We start from the raw sequence: 17,798 nt of genomic DNA, 5'->3' as shown, positions 1-17,798 counted from the left end.
CTCAGTCGCGCAGAATCATACGATCGCCGCGCACGTCGAAGCCCGACAGCGAGCCGACGAAGTTCATGCCGAGCAGACTTTGGCTGAGCATGCCGGGCGCGGCGACCATCACCGACATGTCCTTGCGCACGATGCCGCCGATCGCCAGCTCGTTGGTCTTGACCGCCGCGGCGCGGGCCATGCCATTGGCGGTCGAAACCGGGATGGTGTAGTTCAGCGCCGCCGGATTGAAGCCCGCGGCCTGAGCGTCCTCCGAAGTCAATACGGTGCTGGTCGCGCCGGTGTCGACGACGGCCCTAACCGGATTGCCGTTGACTAGGATGCGCGCTTCGAAATGGCCGTTGTCGGCCTTGTCCAGGGTCACCGTCGCGTGGCCGTCCTCGACGCCGAGCGCCAGGGGACTGCCGGGAACGAGGCCCGCGGTCACTCGGCTGGCGACGTCCTGCAGCTCGTAGCGATATTGATAGCCGGCGATCAGAACGAGCACGATAGCCGCCCAGGTGCCGAGGTTGCGGGCCATCACGCCCAGCGGAGCCGACCGCAGCAAGCCGGCGCCGATGAGGGCGCCGAAGGCACCGAGCCAGATCAGCCGGCCGAAATCGTCATTGTCGACGCCGAGCGTGCTGCCGGCGGAATCGTTGAGCATGAGCAGCACCGCTCCCACACCGATCATCGCCATCACAATCCAGAACAGCCGGCTGCTCATCCGTCCTCGCTAGAATGCGTCGCGTTCGCGCGCCATGCGGGTGCGGCGCGTTTCGCGGCGCGGCCGGCGCTCGACGGTTTCCAGCCGGGCCGGCAGTTCGGCCATCACATTGCGGCGCGTCTCGGGCGTCATTCCCATCCAGGCGCCGATTTCCTCGCGCGTGCGGCCGCAACCGAAGCAGAAGCCGGTCTTCATATCGATCGAACAGACCAGGATGCAGGGAGACTCGATGACCGTCATGACTTTCTCTGGAGGACCCCGTTCGGAGTCCGCTCTTCCATCTCCACATGGTGCAACGGCAAAGCCAATACAAGCCCTCGCGATAGCGCCGTCCATGGCCGCCTTTGCGGCAAACCGGGAAGGACGATCGAGGAGGTTGTGCCGATCACGCAACGCAGCTATGCCGCTCGCCAACATCCAGGAATGATTGTTCGCGACATGACCAGTGCACTGCCTTTCGACGATTTCCGCAACCTGCTCGACAATTTGCCGCCCGCGGACCTCAAAGCCGAGGCGCGCGTGCGCGCGCTGTTTGCCAAGGCCGACAAGCCGGTGAATTCGCTTGGCCGCGTCGAGGACATTGGCGCATGGCTTGCCGCATGGAGCGGTCGCGCTCCGCCTGTCGTGACGAGGCCCTTGATGGCTGTCTTTGCCGGCAACCATGGCGTTGTCAGGCATGGCATTTCGCCGCGGCCGGTGGCGGCGACCGCCAATGCCGTTGAACTTTGCGCGGCCGGTGGTGCGGCGATCAACCAGATCTGCATCGCCAACGACCTCGGCCTGAAGGTGTTCGATCTTGCCCTGCACATCCCGACCGGCGATATCACCGAAGACGCCGCGCTCGATGAGCGCGGTTGCGCGGCCACCATGGCCTTCGGCATGGAAGCGATCGCCGGGGGCACCGATCTGCTTTGCCTCGGCGATCTTGGCGTCGGCAATTCCACCGTCGCCGCCGCCCTGTTGGCCGCGCTGTTCGGGGGCAGGGGCGCCGACTGGGTTGGCCCAGGATCGGGCGCCGATGCCGCCATGCAGGCCCGCAAGGCAGAGGTGGTCGATGCGGCGCTGGCCTTTCACGGCGCCCATCTGGAAGATCCGCTCGAAGCGCTGCGGAGGGTCGGAGGCCGCGAGTTCGCGGCGATATCCGGCGCCATCCTCGCGGCACGGATGCAGCAGATACCGGTGCTGATCGACGGCTTCGCGGCAACGGCATCCGCGGCGGTATTGTATGCGGCTAACCCCGTCGCGCTCGATCATTGTCTCCTTGCCAGCCTGTCGCCGGAGCCCGCGCATGCAAGGGCCGCCGAACACATTGGGTTGCGTCCGCTGCTTGATCTCGGCATCAGCCATGGCGAAGGGGCGGGAGCAGCCCTTGCGGCCGGGCTGGTCAAGGCCGCAGCCCTGACCAGTTCAGGCATGGCGGCGGCTGTTCGGGGCTGAAGTGTATCGTCTCGGCGGATCAACGCTGGAGATTGGGGATGCGATAGACGACCGAGGTATATTTCGAGTTGGAGCGAGTGGAGACTATCGAGCCGCCAAGGCTTTCCGCGATCCTTCTGCTTGCGACGTTCTCTTCCGCGACAGGATATTCGAAGCAATCCGGATTGAGCGCGTCGGACGCCCATGCCGCCACGGCGGCGACAGCTTCCCGGCCGACGCCATTTCCATGTACATCCTCTCTGAGCCAAATTCCGATCTCGGGGCAGGTGGTCTTGGCCGCGTGAAGGCCGACAAGCCCCAGACAGCAACGGTCCGTCAAGGAACGCACAACGAAATGCAAATCCGATCCTTCAAGGATCGGCGTCAGCCAGGATCGCCATACCTCGGCAAAGGCCGTTGCTGATCGAGGTGGTTCCCACTGCATGAAACGGGTTACCGCGGGAGTGATGGCGGCAAAGACCTCCGCGGCATCGTCTGCCGTAAACAGTTTCAGGCGAAGCCGCTCCGACTTGATGTCGACGCCGCTGGCATCCCAATTCGTCATCTTTTGCCGTCCGCGTACTTCTTCCATAAGGTGTCGACGCAGGTCCGCAAGGCACTACCGCCGTCGCGCGGCCACCGCGGCTGTCGGCAGCGCCGGCAGTTCTTCCATCACCCGGCTCAGCGGGAAGATGGCGATGGCCTCGGTGCCTTCACGTAGCTTGGAGTGAAGTTCGAACTCGCCGCCATGCATGGCGAGCAGCCCCTGCACGATCGGCAGGCCAAGCCCGGTGCCTTGCTCGGCGCTCTTGATGGCAATCGAACCCTGGCCGAAGGCTGAAAGCACGACCGGAATCTCGTCCTCTGGAATGCCCGGGCCGTTATCCCGAATCGAAATGTATTGTCCGCCGCCCGCCGTCCAGCCGACCCGGACGCGGATTTCGCCGCCGGTGGCGGTGAACTTGATGGCATTGGACAGAAGGTTGAGCGTGATCTGGCGCACGGCGCGCTCGTCGGCGAACAGCCGCGGCAATGTCTGTTCGAAGTCCTGGACGACGCGGATATCCTTGTTGCGTGCCTTGAGTTCCATCATATGGCAGCAATCCTCGACGATGTTGAGCAGCATGACCGGCTCCTCGTTGAGCTGGTAGCGGCCAGCCTCGATACGCGACAGGTCGAGGATCTCGTTGATCAGGTCGAGCAGGTGCTGGCCGGAATCATGCACGTCATGGGCGTAGTCGCGATAGGTGGGATTGCTCATCGGCCCCAGCACCTCGTTCGCCATCACCTCGGAAAAACCCAGAATGGCGTTGAGCGGCGTGCGCAATTCATGGCTCATCGAGGCGAGGAAGCGCGACTTTGCCAGATTGGCGTCCTCGGCCCGCCGCCGCGCCTCGTCCGACATCGACTTCGCCGTCTCCACTTCGGCGATCAACGCATCCTTTTCGGAGCGAAACGACAGCAGCATCAAGGAGGACAGGTTGAGATGGCGGGCGATATAGGCGAAGAAAGGCAGCGACACGACGAGCAGCCCGGCCATGATCGCTTCGACCGGCATCCACAGCTTCACCCCGGCATAGGCATAGAGCGCCACCGGAACGGCAAAGGTCGCCAAAAGAGCTCCACCCAGAGACGAGGCCATCACCGCGGTCGATGCCATGGCGAGCAGCAGCACCACCGCCTTGGCCACCTGGAACTGATCCACCGCGCACGCGCCACAGCCCAGCAAAACGAACCAGGCCCAGCCGAGGCCGCAAAGAAAATGCGCGACCAGGAATTCTCGTCGCGTTTGCAATGGGTTGAGCGCGGAAGCTTCCGTCCGCTCGATCCGCCTCGCCATGAAGGCGACAATGGTATGGGCGGTGAGCGTGAACAGCGCCCAGAGCCCGATCTCGTTTCCGACGCCGGCGAACCGGCCCGCCGCGGCGATTGCCAGGACGAGCAGCGGGATAACCACCGCGCCGCTTGTCATGGCCCGTGCGTGAAGCTTCAGCAGTTCCCGATCGAAATCGGGATTGCCGGCCTGCTGCGAAAGACGGTCGCGCGTCTTGCGCACCGCGCGCGCGACATCGGTGTTGCGATGCCGTTTCCTGCGGTCCACAATGAACTTGTCCGCTGTGTTCGAGCGTTGCAAGGGCATCAAAAGCTTCAATTTATGCGCGCAGCGATTTCAAGGTGTTAAGCTACGTTCGAATGATTAACCAACCGTTTGCCATATGAGCCGTTCGTGGTCGCCGGGGTCGCGCAGGCGGTACGCGGCGCCGCGCCCGAGAAGCCCGTGGCGCAAGCTGCTCGACTATGCGTTGGCCACCATCATTCTGGGACTGCTGATCCTGCTCGCGGCGCGTCTCGACCGGGTGGAGACGCGCAAGACGCAAGGTAGCGCCATCATCAATGACGGCGATTCGATCACGCTCGGCACCGAGCGCATCCGGATGCGCGGCATCGACGCCCCGGAATACACGCAGACCTGCCGCAGGAACGGGGCCGATTATGCCTGTGGCACGCTGGCGCGCGAGTCCCTGGTGCGGCTGATCGCCGGCAGGCCGGTCATCTGCAGCGGCTGGCAGAGCGATCGCTATGGCCGGTTGCTTGGCGACTGCAAGGCCGGCGGCACCGACCTCAACCGCGCCCAGGTCGAAGCGGGCTGGGCCGTCGCCTATGGTGATTTCGAAAGTGAGGAAGCGATTGCCCGCGCGGCAAGGGCCGGTATCTGGGCGGGCACGTTCGATCGGCCACAGGACTGGCGCGACAGCCATCATGGCGCGGTCGTGGAGCGGAAACACGGCAGGCTGGCGTCGATTGGTGATGCCGTGCGGGAGATCTTCCGCTTCTGGTGAAATCTCGTATGGCGTGAGGAAAAGGAGGATGGACATGAAGCTCTTTGACGGCGGCCGGGCGCCCAACCCGCGGCGGGTTCGCATTTTCCTCGCCGAGAAGGGGATCACGGTTCCGCTGGTGCCGGTCGACATGGGCGCGCTGGAGCACAAGCAGCAATCGGTCAGCTCGCGCAATCCGTTGCGGCGTCTGCCGGTTCTGGAGCTTGACGACGGCACCATCCTCACCGAATCCGTCGCCATCTGCCGCTATTTCGAGGAACTTCATCCCGAGCCGGCATTGTTCGGACGCGGCGCGCTTGGCAAGGCGCAGGTCGAGATGTGGCAGAGGCGGATGGAGTTCAACCTGCTCAGCAGTGTCACGCAGGCTTTCCGCCACATCCATCCGGCCATGAAGGAATGGGAAATCCCGCAGATTCCCGAATGGGGCGAGGCCAACAAGCCGAAGGCGGTGGAGTTTCTCGAGTTGCTCGATGCGGAACTCAGCAGCCGTGAATTCGCCGCCGGCGACAGCTATTCGATTGCCGACATAACCGGCCTGATCGCGATCGATTTCATGAAGCCGGCACGCATCAAGGTGCCGGAGGAATGCACCAATGTGTTGCGTTGGCATCAGGCTGTCTCCAGCCGGCCGAGTGCCGCCGCTTGAGCATGGACCTGGATAGCTTCGCCGCGACGATCCGCGCGTGCCGCATCTGCGTCGACAATCCCGTCGGCAAGCCGCTGCCGCACGGGCCGCGACCGGTGCTGCGCCCCTCGTCCAACGCCCGCATCCTGATCGCCAGCCAGGCGCCTGGAACCAAGGTGCATCTGTCGGGCATGCCCTTCACGGATGCCTCGGGCGACCGCCTGCGCAACTGGCTCGGTGTGACCAGCGAGGAATTCTACGACCTCGAGAAATTCGCCATCGTGCCGATGGGCTTCTGCTTTCCCGGACAAGACGCCAAGGGCGGCGACCTGCCGCCGAGGCGCGAATGCGCCCCGGCCTGGCGCGCGCCCTTGATGGCGCTGATGCCGCGCATCGACCTGGTGCTGACGATCGGCATCTATGCGCAGACCTGGCACATGGGCGCGGCGCGGCGCGCCTCGCTGACGGAAACGGTGATGGACTGGCGCGCCATCTGGGAGAATTCCGTCGGCCCCAAAGTACTGCCGCTGCCGCATCCGTCCTGGCGCAACACGGGCTGGTTGAAGCAGAATCCGTGGTTTGAAATGGATTTGCTGCCTTTCCTGCGGTCGGAAATCCGCTATCGCCTCGGCTAGGCATTCAGCAAGAAATCACTCGCTTTAGACGCTGGCGGCAGAATTTCTTTCTTGTAGATGGGCCAAATAAAAGGGAATATAGCGAAACTATTCCACCAGGAGCCTCCGATGGATCGCCTTGACCGAAAAATTCTCCGCCTCTTGCAGGAGGACGCGACGCTCGCGGTCGCCGACGTTGCCAAGAAAGTCGGCCTGTCGACCACGCCGTGCTGGCGGCGCATCCAGAAGCTCGAGGAAGAGGGCGTTATCAAGCGGCGCGTCGCCATTCTCGACCACGAAAAAGTCAATGTGCGGGTCACGGTCTTCGTGTCGATCCGCACCAATTCGCACAGCCATGAATGGCTGCGCCGGTTTTCCGAGGTCATCCAGGAATTTCCGGAGGTGGTAGAATTCTACCGCATGAGCGGCGACGTCGACTACTTGCTGCGCGTCGTCGTGCCCGACATCGCGGCCTATGACGCCTTCTACAAGCGGCTGATCGCCAAGATCGAGATCCGCGACGTGTCGTCGTCCTTCGCCATGGAGCAGATCAAGTACACGACCGAAATCCCGCTCGATTATATGGTGCTGGACAAGGAGTCGGGCGCGAACGCGGCCTGAGGCCGACGCTTAGTTCTTCTTCTTGTTGAGGAAGCTCCAGGGCGAGTTCACCGGCAACACGACCGAATCCGGAACTGTGTCGACGCTCACGACATCGGCTTTGCGCACGCTATAGCCGGACTGGATGACGCTGACGCCGTCGAGAATGAACAGCTGGCTTTTCTTCATGTCCGGCTTCATGGCGCCGGTGACGGAGACCGCTTCGTAGGCCTCCGTCATCTTGTACGGACGGGCTGGCGTGACCAGCACGATCTGGTTGGGCGGCGGCGTCGGCATGTGGCTGCACGCCCCGGTCCACGGCACCAGCAGGAACTGATAGACGAGGTCGCCGTCGCGATCGACCGGCAATGCATAGCCGGCTAATTGAATGGTTTCGTCCTGCAGGGCGACCGACAGCGTCTCACCATGATCTGGCAGTTTCGCCGCGATCATCGGCAGGCCGGCGTCTTCGGCGACCGCCTGCGTTGCCGGGCGCAAATCCTTCCAGAAGATGTGCGCGGTCTCGGCCGAAGCGCCGGCCGTGGAGAGGGCAAGCGCGGCGGCGAGCGCAATGATCGATTTGAGATGGTTCATGGCCGCATCCTTTGCGGGCGAGTAAAGACGCGACGGCGGGTGGCGTCAATGCACGAGCCCCATCACATGTCGGCGATATCCGGCCGCGGCAAACCTCAACTCGTCAGGCCTTTCTGGCGGCGAGGCGTTCGTGCGTTTTGGCATGCGAAAGTTCTCTCACCGCATCCTTGCCGATCCAGCGTGCCGTCTTGTCCGTGGAGGTGGCAAGCCTGTGCGCCAGCGCAAGGGCAGGGGCGTGCAAAGCCATTGACCGTTTGCCGATCTGCCGCAGCGCCCAATTGACCGCTTTGCGGACGAAGTTCCGCTCATCGCTGCAATGGGCTTCGACCAATGGCAGGTAGGACTGGAAGGTCGCGTCGGGTTCCTTTTTCAAGTGCACCGCCGCCCATGCCAGCATGGCGAAGGCGGTGCGGCGGACGAATTCACGCTCGTCGGCGGCAAACTCCGCGACCAGATGGCGCCAGAACGGCGTATCCACGAACAGATCGGAGACGGTGTCGACGATCTCCCAGGAATCGAAATCGCCGGCCCAGCGGCGGCACTCCTGGATGGTGATCTTCTTCGGCTCGCCGGTGAAAGCCGCCATCAGCCGCGCCTCGCGTATGCCGCTGTCCCACAGCGCCAGCGCTCGCTCGTGGTTGCGCTTCAGCTTGCGCGCCAACGGCCGCAAGTCCGCATTGCCGATACCGAGCGCGGTCGTGGTGTTGATGCCGAACCGCGCCATGCCGGCGCGGTTTTCCTCGGTTCCGATCGAACGCAGATGCGCGATGATGTCGTTCGCGGTCCAGCCTGGAGCAGGCAGGGACATTGTCGCCTACTTCTCCAGTCGCGCCAGCAGGGAGGATGTGTCCCAACGCTTGCCGCCCATGGCCTGCACGTCCTTGTAGAACTGGTCGACAAGGGCGGTCACCGGCAGCCTGGCGCCATTGCGGTCGGCCTCTTCAAGGCAAATGCCGAGATCCTTGCGCATCCAGTCGACGGCGAAACCGAAATCATACTTGCCGGCGTTCATCGTCTTGTGCCGGTTCTCCATCTGCCAGGAGCCGGCGGCGCCCTTGGAAATCACCTCGATCACCTTCTCGATGTCGAGCCCGGCCTTCTTGCCGAAATGGATGCCTTCCGACAGTCCCTGCACCAGCCCGGCGATGCAGATCTGGTTGATCATCTTGGTCAACTGGCCGGCGCCCGCCGGCCCCATCAGCCCGACCATGCGGGCAAAGGCGTCGATGACCGGCCTGGCCTTGTCGAAGGCTGCCTGATCGCCGCCGACCATGACCGTCAACACGCCATTTTCGGCGCCGGCCTGGCCACCGGAGACCGGCGCATCGAGAAAGGAAAAGCCGCCCACTTGCGCGGCTTCGGCCAGTTCGCGCGCGACTTCCGCCGAGGCGGTCGTGTTGTCGATGAAGACCGAGCCTTTCTTAATCGCCTTGAAGGCGCCTTCCGGTCCCGTGGTCACCGAGCGCAAATCGTCGTCATTGCCGACGCAGGAAAAGACGAAATCCTTGCCCTCGGCTGCCTGCGCCGGTGTCGCGGCATGGCTGCCGCCATGTTGGGCGACCCATTGCTCGGCCTTCGCGGCTGTGCGGTTGTAGACGGTGACGTCGTGGCCGCCCTTGTTCTTCAGGTGTCCGGCCATGGGATAGCCCATGACGCCAAGACCGAGAAATGCCACCGATGCCATGCCTTGTCCTTCCGGCGAAACAGAGTTTTCAGTTGCGGAAGCTCTAGGCCATGCGGCGAATTCGTCAAGGCGCGTGCCGCCGCATCGACTGGCACAGGCCGGTCAGGAGCGGTTTCGGCGATGCCTCAGCGGTGCAGGTGAATGGTGATCCGGCGCTCGATCCATTCGACGCCATGACGCAGGATCTCGACCATCACCAGGTAGACGATGGCGACCCAGACATAGGCCTGGAAGTCGAAGGATTTGGCGTAGGCGAGCTTTGCATTGCCCATCAGGTCATAGACCGTGATGATGGCGACGATCGCCGAAGCCTTGATCATCAGAACCAGTTCATTGCCGTAGGGCCGCAAGGCCACGATGAACGCCTGCGGCAGGATGACCTTGCGCAGCGTCTGCAGCTTGTGCAGGCCGAGTGAGGCGGCGCCCTCCCACTGGCCCCTGGGCACACTCTCTATGGCGCCGCGCAGGATCTCGGCCTGGTAGGCAGCGGTGTTGAGCGCGAAGGCGAAGACGCCGCAGTTGAAGGCCTCGCGGAAGAACCACCACAACCCGACGGATTCAAGCTGCAGCCGGAAAGAGCCCAAGCCATAGTAGACGAGGTAGACCTGAACCAGCAGTGGCGTGCCGCGGAAGAAGTAGACGTAGCAGTAGGCAAGGCCGGACAGGAAACGGCTCTTCGACATGCGGCCATAGGTGACGGGCAACGAAAAGATCGCGCCGACCACCATCGAAATCGCAACGAGCGACAGCGTCGTCCACAGGCCCTGCAGGTAGGCTGGCGCATATCTGGCAAAGAATTCGCCATTCCAGGCATAGATGAGATAGGCGAGGATACCGAGGCCGAACAGAATCCAGAGGCCGACGAGCGCGTACCCGACGATACGGGTGCGCGGCCAGCCGCGTGCCCGCGGCGGCGGCCGGTCGACGGAGATGGCTTGGCTGACGCTCATCGCGCTTCCCTCCGCCCGAGCGAGCGCAAGATGAACCCGGTCGCGATCGACGACAGGATTGCCAGCACAAGGAAAACCAGCGCGGCCACGCTGTAGAACAGGAAGGCGTGTTTCGTGACACGCGCCGCCACGCCGGCGTTACGCAAGGTTTCGGCGAGGTTGACGACCGAGACCAGGGCGGTGTCCTTGAGCAGGCTGAGCCAGCAATTCTCGAGGCCGGGAAAGGCGATGCGCAGCAGCTGAGGCAGGATCACCTTGCGCATGGTCAGCCATGTCGACAGGCCGATCGCGTAGCCGCCCTCATACTGGCCCTTGGGAATGGCGCGAAAGGCGGAAAGAAACACTTCGCTGGCATAGGAAGAAAAGATCAGCGACAGCACGATCATGCCGGCGATGAAGCTGTCGACGTCGATCGTCGCCTCGGGCTTGAAGAGGCGGATGACGTATTGCAGCAGGATGGGCATGCCGAAGAAGAACAGGAACAGCGTCACCAGTTCCGGCAGGCCGCGAAACACGGTGGTGTAGATGTTGGCGGCCGCCCGCAGCGACGGCTCTTCGGATTGCTTGGCCCAGGCTACGAAAAAGCCGATCGTCAGACCGATCGGCAGCGTTGCAAGGGCAAGCGCGATGGTAACCAACGCGCCATAGGCAATATCGTCACTCCAGCCTTCCGGTCCCCAACTGAGCAGTGTCCATATGCTTTGGGCTGGCATTGACTGGTCTTACCCCGCGGCGCTCCCGAGATGAACAAGGCGGCAGGGAACCCCCGCCGCCTTGGCAATAAACTATCAGGACTCGGCGCCGTAGACGTCGAACTTGAAGTACTTATCGTTGATTTCCTTATACTTTCCGTTGGCGCGGATGGCGTCTATGGCGGAATTCAGCTTGTTGACCAGGTCGGTGTCACCCTTGCGAACGGCGATGCCGGCGCCAGGTCCGAAGATTTCGACCGGTTGCGGCGAGGGCTGGCCAAGGATCTTGCAGCAGGCACCATCAGGCGTATCCAGCCACTGCTGCAGCACCACGATATCGTCCTCGATGGCGTCGAGACGGCCATTGGCCAGGTCAGCCTGCTCCTCGGGGCTGCTCGGATAGCCCTTGACGGTGCTGTCCGTATAGGTCTTCGAGGCATAGTTGAAATGCGTCGTCGTGGTGGCGACACCGATGTTCTTGCCGGCAAGGTCTTCCTTGGTCACGCCCTTGAGCGGCGAATCCTTCGGCACCGCGAGCGCCGAGGGCGTGTTGTAGTATTTGTGTGAGAAGTCGACCTTCTCCTGCCGCTCCGGCGTGATCGACATCGAAGCGACGATGGCGTCGAACTTGCCGGCCTGCAGGGCTGGAATGATGCCGTCCCAATCCTGGGCGACGAAGGTGCACTTGACCTTCATTTCATCGCAGAGCGCCTTGGCGATGTCGATGTCGAAGCCGACAAGCTGGCCATCCGCGGTGAGGTTGTTGAAGGGGGGATAGGCGCCTTCGGTGCCGATCCGCAGGGTCTTTTCCTGGGCCTGGGCTACGCCGAGCGTCAGCAGCGCAGCCGATGCGGCGAGCGCGATACGCAGTGCAATACGCATGATAGTCCTCTCTTTATGGTCCCGGCCGTCGTTCCGAAACGGCTCTATGGGGCGGTGCTTTTTGACCGCCCGCTGGGGCGATACTCCCACTCTTTCCAAGAAAAAAGCAACTGCAAAACCGCCAAAATCGGCAATAGGCTTCTGCCCTTACGTTACTTCTCAAGCAACGAGGCCGGTCGTGCGCTCGATGAAGTCGGCTATGGATTTTACGTCGTCGAGGTCGAATACCGGCAGGACCTTGTCGGTGAGGGCGAAATCGGCGGCGACGGCGACAATATTGGGGTCAGCGGCCGCAAGCGGCGTCCGGTCCTTCGCCTCCAGCCGTCGCGTTTCGATCTTGCGGTGGGCTTCGCGCTTGTAGCCTTCGACCAGCACGATGTCGCATGGGGCAAGCCGCGACAGGATGGCGTCCAGCGGCGGCTCCTGCTCGCCACGCAACTCGTGCATCAGCGCCCAGCGATTGCCCGATACGATCGCAACCTCGGTGGCGCCGGCCTGGCGGTGGCGGAAGCTGTCGGCGCCCGGCTTGTCGATGTCGAAATCATGATGCGCATGTTTGACCGTCGAGACTTTCCAGCCGCGCCGCACAAGCTCGGCGACCAGCTTTTCCGTCAGGGTGGTCTTGCCGGAGTTTTTCCAGCCCGTGATGCCGAAGACGCGTCTGTTCATGACGTCATGCTCTGCAACAGGAGTTCAGCCTGGGCAAGATCGTCAGGCATATTGATGTTGAAGAATGGATCGATGGAGTGGCCGGCGGATTGCAGGACCGGGAATTCGACCTCGACATGGCCGTATCGTTCGATGAAGGCCGAAACCCGCCTGTTGTCCTCATCGACCAGGAAATGCCGCAAGGCGTCACGGCATTCGGTTGGCCATAGTGCGAAGGTCGGATGCGGCCTGCCTGCGGAGAATGCGACGGCGATCGAACCGGGACTTTCATCGGCCGCCGCCACCAGACGGTCGACGAGATCAAGCGGCAGGAAAGGCGTGTCGCCGGCAGCGGTGACGATTGCCTTGCAAGGCGTGCCGGCGGCCGCCCATTCGAGGCCGGCCAGGATCCCGGCAAGCGGTCCGGCAAAGCCTTCGACGGTATCGGCAAGCACCGGCAGTCCGAAACGCGCGAATCGCGCCGGGTCGCCATTGGCGTTCAGCGCCAGGATGTCGAGCTGCGGGCCAAAGCGCGACAGGACCTCGTCAAGCACGCAGCCGCCGCCGAGCGGCAACAGGCTCTTGTCACCACCGCCCATCCGGCTCGACTGGCCACCAGCCAGAATGATCCCCGCGATCTCCCGATTCATACGGCCCAGCCTGTACCCCGGCCGCCGGAAATCGCAAGCAACTTCAAGGGGCGCGGTTAGATTCCGTCCGGAGCCATCGCCGGACCGGTGGTTTCGGCGACGATCCTGCGCCGGCCGACCGTCCGCTCGCGATAAAGCGCGTAGAGACCCGAGCCGACGACGATGGTGGCGCCGACGACCATCGGCATGTCCGGCACGTCACCGAAGATGATCAGGCCAAGCAGTATCGACCAGAGGAGTGCCGTGTAGCGGAAGGGGGCGATGAAGGAGATCTCGCCCGAGCGCATCGCCATAATGATGAACTGATAGCCGATCAGCACCAGCACCGCGGCCAGTGCCAGCAGCATCGTGCTTTTGCCGGCCATCGGTGTCCAGCCGCCCATCGGAGACAGCAGCGCCGCGCCGACGATGGTCATGGCAAGCGCGGTGGCGGTCGAGACCAGCATCGTGGGGATGACCTGTGGGATGCGCTTGGTCGAGAGGTCGCGCACCGTGCAGCACGCGACGGAGGCCAGCGCCCAAAGGGAATAGGCGCTGAATCCGTCGAAGCCCGGCCGCACGATGACCAGCACGCCGATAAAGCCGACGGCGATCGCCAGCCAGCGCCGCCAGCCGACCGCTTCGCCGAAAAACAGGGCGGCTCCCATCGTCACGGCCAGCGGCAGCGCCTGCAGAACGGCCGAAACGCTGCCGATCGGCAAATGCGCGAGAGCGACCAGGAAGGAGACCGTACCGCCCGCTTCACCCAGCACACGGATCGCAACCATTGGATGCAGCATCAGTCGCGGCTGAACAAGCGCGCCACGTTGCCAGGCCAGCAGGCCGACGAAGAGCGAGGCGAACGCCCCTCTGATCAGCATGACCTGCGCCATGTTCATCGACTGCGAAGAGTATTTGGTAATGGCGTCGTTGAGGGTGAAGCCAACCATCGCCACCACCATGAACAACGCGCCGCGAAGATTTGGGGAAAGGGGCAAGACACCTACCGATTGCCTGAGCAGGCAAGCCTGTAACAGCCCGCCACGGAACAGCAACGGCAAAGGGCTGGGCCAGGGCCCGATATCCATCTTCACCAACGTGAAATCATCCTGGAACCGGCACGAATTCCATCGGAAGGCGGTATCGCCTCCCGAAAGCTGTCCAGCCGTAGGCGACGACTATTTCTTCGGCGTCAGTACCTCGGTGCCGTTGCCGTCCTTGCCGGCGATGGTCCACAGGCCATGCAGCGACCCGTCATCCTCGACCTTGTAGACGACGAGGCCGATATCCTTGCCCATGACGTAGCCGGCGGAGAAGGCGTTGTCGTTGCGCATGCAGATGCCATCCGAGGACGAGCCCCCCGTCTCCCAGTGGATCGTGCAGGTGGTGCCGCTGGTCAGTGTGATGGTGGCTTCGCCGTCATAGGCCGAACCGTCGAAATTGGTGCCGGCGACGGTGTAAGTGCCGCCGATCGACTGGGCAGCCGCGGGCAGGGCGGCCAAGCCGAGCAAGCCGAAAGCGAGAAGAAGTTCGCGCATGATGTAATCCCCCGAGAAAGCGATGAATCGCTACGGAACCGAGGCTAGGCGGGAAACCGTAACCAGTAAATCAGACCGACATTTGCAGACGGAGATTTGTTTGCGGTGTGGCTAAAATACTCTTGCCCCCTGAACCGCTCATGGACCCTTGAGGCTGCCGGCGATGGCGCCGACCAACGGGTCATATATCGATTTCAGCGCCGGCGGATAATCGATCCAGACCGTGCGGATGACGCCATCCCCGCCGAACAGGCGCCGCTCGTAGAAGATCTTTCCATCCTTGACGCCTGACAGCACCGCCCAATCCTTGCCGGCCTTGCTATAGGTGACCTTGTAGCCCGGCTCCTTGCTGGCCTTCTCGCCGGCGACAAAACCTTTGGGCGTGTCGTAGTCGATGTTGAGGATGCCGGAGCATGTCAGGCTGGCGCCGTCCTTGCTCAGCCACACCTGACCGTCACCGTTTTCAGGCTCGGGCTGACGATCGGTGAAGATTTCGTCGGGAAAGGTGCAGACGGTGCCGAAGCGCTCGTTCACGTAGGTGGATTGCACGGCCATCGCGGTGCTCGCCGAGAGAGCAGCCAGAGATATGACGATCAAAAAAACCCGTCGCATGCCTTGCCCCGAAGCCGATGATGCAAGGCATTCTCGCACAGGCAGGCGAGAAGATCAGCCGCCCGTGACGCTCATATGCCGTGACACCGATGGGCGGCTGGTGCGGCGATCGATTATAAAGTCATGGCCTTTCGGCTTGCGGCCGATGGCTTCGTCTATAGCGTCGGCAACAAGTTCGTTGCCTTCGGATGCGCGCAACGGCGTACGCAGGTCGGCGGCATCTTCCTGTCCGAGGCACATATAGAGCGTGCCGGTGCAGGTCAGTCTGACCCGGTTGCAGCTTTCGCAGAAATTATGCGTCATCGGCGTGATGAAGCCGAGCTTGCCGCCGGTCTCGGCGACGTTGACATAGCGGGCCGGGCCGCCGGTCTTGAAGGGGATGTCGGTCAGCGTGAACTGGCGCTCGAGCGATGCGCGCAGCAGCGACAGCGGCAGATACTGGTCGGTGCGGTCGGCGTCGATCTCGCCCATCGGCATGGTTTCGATGACCGTCAGGTCCATGCCGCGGCCATGCGCCCAGCGCATCATTTCGGGCAGTTCGGCGTCATTGAAGTCCTTCAGCGCCACGGCGTTGAGCTTTACCTTCAGCCCGGCCGCCTGCGCGGCATCGATGCCTGCCATGACCTTATCGAGATGGCCCCAGCGGGTGATGGCATGGAACTTGTCAGCATCGAGCGTATCGAGCGAGACGTTGATGCGCTTGACGCCACAATCGGCGAGTTCGGCGGCGAAACGCGACAGCTGCGAACCGTTGCTGGTCAGCGTCAGTTCTTCCAGCGCGCCGCTGTCGAGGTGGCGCGACAGCTGGCGCACCAGATGCATGATGTTCTTGCGCACCAGCGGCTCGCCGCCGGTGAGGCGCAACCGTCTCACACCCTTCTCGATGAACACGGTGCAGAGCCGGTCGAGTTCTTCCAGCGACAGCAGGTCCTTCTTGGGCAGGAAGGCCATATCCTCGGCCATGCAATAGGTGCAGCGGAAATCGCAGCGGTCGGTGACCGACACTCTGAGATAGCTGATCGTGCGACCGAAGGGGTCGATCATGTTCATGTCCGAGCGTTTCCGTGGCCGTTACCGGCGTCGTTATATACAGCTATGTGATACGATCCAGCCCGCCATTCAAGATAGCTTGCCTCGATCTTTGGTAACATTCCCCGACCGACATTGCATGTCGGAGGCCTCGCACGCCTTTGCGCAGCGGGCGAAGCAGCGTAGGGAAGGGACATTCAAGCAGGATAGATCATGACAGCGCCAAAGGAACTGAGGGTCTCCAGGGACCGCAAGCTGCTCACCGTGACGTTTCCGGGCCACCAACCGTTCGAGCTGCCGGCGGAGTTGCTGCGCGTGGCATCGCCTTCCGCGGAAGTGCAGGGTCATTCGCCGGAACAGCGGGTGACGGTGCCCGGCAAACGCGATGTGACCATCCTCAAGATCGAGCCGATCGGCAATTACGCCGTGCGCATCACCTTCGACGATTTCCACGACACCGGCATCTTCACCTGGACCTATCTGCATACGCTCGGCCACGAGAAGGACGCTCGCTGGAGCGCCTATCTAGCGGAACTCGCCGAGAAGGGCTTGAGCCGCGATCGTTAGCCGCCGTTGCGTCGTCAAAACGTCATGGATCGGGAGTACGGGCGATCGGGAGTAGGGGGGCGGATCGGGAGACGAAAAAGATGTCAGTCATCACCACGGTCGAGCAACTCGAAGCGCTTTACGGATTGCCCGGCGAAGCCTCCGTGGTCAAGGAACTCGACCATGTCATTCCCGAATATGCCGCCTTTATCGAAGCCTCACCCTTCGTCGCGCTCGCGACCAGCGGTCCCGAGGGACTGGATTGCTCGCCGCGCGGCGATCTCGCGGGCTTCGTGAGGATCGTCGATCCAAAGACCGTGATGATGCCGGACCGGCGCGGCAACAACCGTGCCGATTCGCTGAAGAACATCATCCGCGACCCGCGCGTCGGCCTGCTGTTCCTCGTGCCGGGGTCTGGCACGACGCTGCGCATCAATGGCCGTGCGCATATCAATACGGACGCAGCGTTGTGCGCGTCGTTCATCATCGAAGGCAAGCCGGCGCGTTCGGTGACCGTGATCGAGGTCGAGTCGGTTTATTTCCAGTGCGCCCGGGCGATCGTGCGGTCGGAACTGTGGAATCCGGAGAGACATGTCGACCCGAAATCGCTGCCGACCCCCGGCCAGATCCTGGAAATCACCAGTCGCAAGAATATCGACGGCGAGACCTACGACAGGGAATGGCCGGAGCGGGCGAAGAAGTCGATGTGGTAGGAGTCGAGGGCGGAAGGGCGTTCACGCCTCGTTCAGCACCTCATAGATTTTTCGCATCTGCTCGCCGATCATGTCGCATTGCTCCGGTGTCGACTGGCTCATCGCCTTCTCGATCAGCGCCATATGCACTTTCAGCGCCTGCATCAGCAGCGCCTCGCCAGCTTCGGTCAACGTAAGCCGCAAGATGCGCTTGTCCTTCTCGTCACCTTCGCGCCGCAGCAGGCCACGCACTTCCAGCTGCGGCAACAGCATGGTGATGTTGGAGCGGCCGACGAGCAGCTTGCGGGCAAGGTCGTGCTGCGACATGCTAGGATGGCGGTAGAGGTTCATCAGCACGTCGAGCTGCGCCGGCTTGAGGTCGAGCGGCGCGAGTTTCACCGCCAGCGTGCGCTCCAGCACATGGCAGGCGCGCGCCACCGCGACCCAGTTGCGAAAACGCGGGTTGTCCCAGGGTAGCTCTTGTTTATTGTTCATCTTTGA

Annotated in this window: 24 protein-coding genes; 7 read left to right on the top strand and 17 right to left on the bottom strand. The window is 62.8% G+C overall.

Annotated features, from left to right (window positions below):
• Position 1 precedes the first annotated feature (1 nt).
• Together LB569_RS07650 and LB569_RS07645 are read right to left on the bottom strand one after the other, a co-directional pair.
• Entirely contained in the window at positions 2–706 is a 705-nt protein-coding gene (locus LB569_RS07650) for a TIGR02281 family clan AA aspartic protease (protein WP_224691663.1), read from the bottom strand.
• Positions 707–715: 9 nt separating this feature from the next.
• Positions 716–946, bottom strand: a complete 231-nt coding sequence (locus LB569_RS07645) for a DUF1289 domain-containing protein (protein ID WP_140701294.1) — start codon at positions 944–946, stop codon at positions 716–718.
• Between the two features lie 198 nt (positions 947–1,144).
• Between LB569_RS07645 and LB569_RS07640 the strand changes: the two genes are divergently transcribed.
• Positions 1,145–2,143 (top strand): nicotinate-nucleotide--dimethylbenzimidazole phosphoribosyltransferase, encoded by a 999-nt coding sequence (locus LB569_RS07640; RefSeq protein WP_224691662.1) that lies wholly within the window; start codon positions 1,145–1,147, stop codon positions 2,141–2,143.
• Between the two features lie 19 nt (positions 2,144–2,162).
• Here the strand turns inward: LB569_RS07640 and LB569_RS07635 are convergent, their stop codons facing one another.
• Together LB569_RS07635 and LB569_RS07630 are read right to left on the bottom strand one after the other, a co-directional pair.
• Entirely contained in the window at positions 2,163–2,687 is a 525-nt protein-coding gene (locus tag LB569_RS07635; RefSeq protein ID WP_224691661.1) for a GNAT family N-acetyltransferase, read from the bottom strand.
• Positions 2,688–2,741: 54 nt separating this feature from the next.
• Entirely contained in the window at positions 2,742–4,262 is a 1,521-nt protein-coding gene (locus LB569_RS07630; RefSeq protein ID WP_140701290.1) for a sensor histidine kinase, read from the bottom strand.
• A gap of 76 nt (positions 4,263–4,338) precedes the next feature.
• Between LB569_RS07630 and LB569_RS07625 the strand changes: the two genes are divergently transcribed.
• From LB569_RS07625 to LB569_RS07610, 4 genes are all read left to right on the top strand, one after another.
• Entirely contained in the window at positions 4,339–4,962 is a 624-nt protein-coding gene (locus LB569_RS07625; RefSeq protein WP_224691660.1) for a thermonuclease family protein, read from the top strand.
• Positions 4,963–4,996: 34 nt separating this feature from the next.
• Positions 4,997–5,608, top strand: coding sequence for a glutathione S-transferase (locus LB569_RS07620; RefSeq protein WP_140701286.1), 612 nt, complete (start codon positions 4,997–4,999; stop codon positions 5,606–5,608).
• Complete coding sequence (locus LB569_RS07615; protein ID WP_140701284.1) at positions 5,548–6,222, top strand: uracil-DNA glycosylase family protein; 675 nt, start codon at positions 5,548–5,550, stop codon at positions 6,220–6,222. Before LB569_RS07620 ends, LB569_RS07615 begins: the two co-directional genes overlap by 61 nt.
• A gap of 108 nt (positions 6,223–6,330) precedes the next feature.
• Positions 6,331–6,822, top strand: coding sequence for an Lrp/AsnC family transcriptional regulator (locus tag LB569_RS07610; protein ID WP_006205209.1), 492 nt, complete (start codon positions 6,331–6,333; stop codon positions 6,820–6,822).
• 9 nt (positions 6,823–6,831) lie between these two features.
• Here the strand turns inward: LB569_RS07610 and LB569_RS07605 are convergent, their stop codons facing one another.
• The 12 genes from LB569_RS07605 to moaA all read right to left on the bottom strand — a co-directional run bounded on the left by LB569_RS07605 (position 6,832) and on the right by moaA (position 16,080).
• A complete protein-coding gene (locus LB569_RS07605; protein WP_224691659.1) occupies positions 6,832–7,395 on the bottom strand; it encodes a DUF3299 domain-containing protein in 564 nt (187 codons plus the stop codon).
• Positions 7,396–7,498: 103 nt separating this feature from the next.
• Positions 7,499–8,203, bottom strand: a complete 705-nt coding sequence (locus LB569_RS07600) for a DNA alkylation repair protein (protein WP_140701280.1) — start codon at positions 8,201–8,203, stop codon at positions 7,499–7,501.
• Positions 8,204–8,209: 6 nt separating this feature from the next.
• Entirely contained in the window at positions 8,210–9,079 is an 870-nt protein-coding gene (locus LB569_RS07595) for an NAD(P)-dependent oxidoreductase (RefSeq protein WP_140701278.1), read from the bottom strand.
• Between the two features lie 125 nt (positions 9,080–9,204).
• On the bottom strand, positions 9,205–10,029 hold the full coding sequence (locus LB569_RS07590; protein WP_140701276.1) for an ABC transporter permease: 825 nt from the start codon (positions 10,027–10,029) through the stop codon (positions 9,205–9,207).
• A complete protein-coding gene (locus LB569_RS07585) occupies positions 10,026–10,742 on the bottom strand; it encodes an ABC transporter permease (RefSeq protein ID WP_224691658.1) in 717 nt (238 codons plus the stop codon). The genes LB569_RS07590 and LB569_RS07585 overlap by 4 nt, the downstream gene beginning before the upstream one ends.
• A gap of 75 nt (positions 10,743–10,817) precedes the next feature.
• On the bottom strand, positions 10,818–11,603 hold the full coding sequence (locus LB569_RS07580) for an ABC transporter substrate-binding protein (protein ID WP_140701272.1): 786 nt from the start codon (positions 11,601–11,603) through the stop codon (positions 10,818–10,820).
• 159 nt (positions 11,604–11,762) lie between these two features.
• Entirely contained in the window at positions 11,763–12,272 is a 510-nt protein-coding gene (gene mobB, locus LB569_RS07575; protein ID WP_224691657.1) for a molybdopterin-guanine dinucleotide biosynthesis protein B, read from the bottom strand.
• Positions 12,269–12,901 (bottom strand): molybdenum cofactor guanylyltransferase MobA, encoded by a 633-nt coding sequence (gene mobA, locus LB569_RS07570; protein ID WP_224691656.1) that lies wholly within the window; start codon positions 12,899–12,901, stop codon positions 12,269–12,271. The genes mobB and mobA overlap by 4 nt, the downstream gene beginning before the upstream one ends.
• A gap of 56 nt (positions 12,902–12,957) precedes the next feature.
• Complete coding sequence (locus tag LB569_RS07565) at positions 12,958–13,878, bottom strand: DMT family transporter (RefSeq protein ID WP_224691655.1); 921 nt, start codon at positions 13,876–13,878, stop codon at positions 12,958–12,960.
• A 180-nt stretch (positions 13,879–14,058) separates the two neighbouring features.
• Entirely contained in the window at positions 14,059–14,418 is a 360-nt protein-coding gene (locus LB569_RS07560; RefSeq protein ID WP_224691654.1) for a hypothetical protein, read from the bottom strand.
• Between the two features lie 138 nt (positions 14,419–14,556).
• Positions 14,557–14,973 carry a hypothetical protein gene (locus LB569_RS07555; protein ID WP_224691653.1) on the bottom strand — a complete coding sequence of 139 codons (417 nt, stop codon included), beginning with the start codon at positions 14,971–14,973 and terminating at the stop codon, positions 14,557–14,559.
• A 111-nt stretch (positions 14,974–15,084) separates the two neighbouring features.
• Positions 15,085–16,080, bottom strand: a complete 996-nt coding sequence (gene moaA / locus LB569_RS07550) for a GTP 3',8-cyclase MoaA (protein ID WP_224691652.1) — start codon at positions 16,078–16,080, stop codon at positions 15,085–15,087.
• Positions 16,081–16,272: 192 nt separating this feature from the next.
• Here moaA and LB569_RS07545 point away from each other — a divergent pair, with 192 nt between their 5' ends.
• Together LB569_RS07545 and LB569_RS07540 are read left to right on the top strand one after the other, a co-directional pair.
• The gene (locus LB569_RS07545) at positions 16,273–16,626 is read left to right on the top strand and encodes a gamma-butyrobetaine hydroxylase-like domain-containing protein (RefSeq protein ID WP_140701258.1); all 354 of its coding nucleotides are present in this window, start codon (positions 16,273–16,275) and stop codon (positions 16,624–16,626) included.
• 80 nt (positions 16,627–16,706) lie between these two features.
• Positions 16,707–17,318 (top strand): pyridoxamine 5'-phosphate oxidase family protein, encoded by a 612-nt coding sequence (locus LB569_RS07540; protein WP_140701256.1) that lies wholly within the window; start codon positions 16,707–16,709, stop codon positions 17,316–17,318.
• Between the two features lie 21 nt (positions 17,319–17,339).
• Here LB569_RS07540 and LB569_RS07535 read toward each other — a convergent pair whose 3' ends face one another.
• Positions 17,340–17,792 (bottom strand): MarR family winged helix-turn-helix transcriptional regulator, encoded by a 453-nt coding sequence (locus LB569_RS07535; RefSeq protein WP_224691651.1) that lies wholly within the window; start codon positions 17,790–17,792, stop codon positions 17,340–17,342.
• Positions 17,793–17,798 lie beyond the last annotated feature (6 nt).

Origin of the sequence: Mesorhizobium sp. BH1-1-4 (genome assembly GCF_020165665.1) — a bacterium.
GTDB lineage: Bacteria > Pseudomonadota > Alphaproteobacteria > Rhizobiales > Rhizobiaceae > Mesorhizobium.
This window is presented reverse-complemented; position numbering and strand designations above follow the sequence as displayed.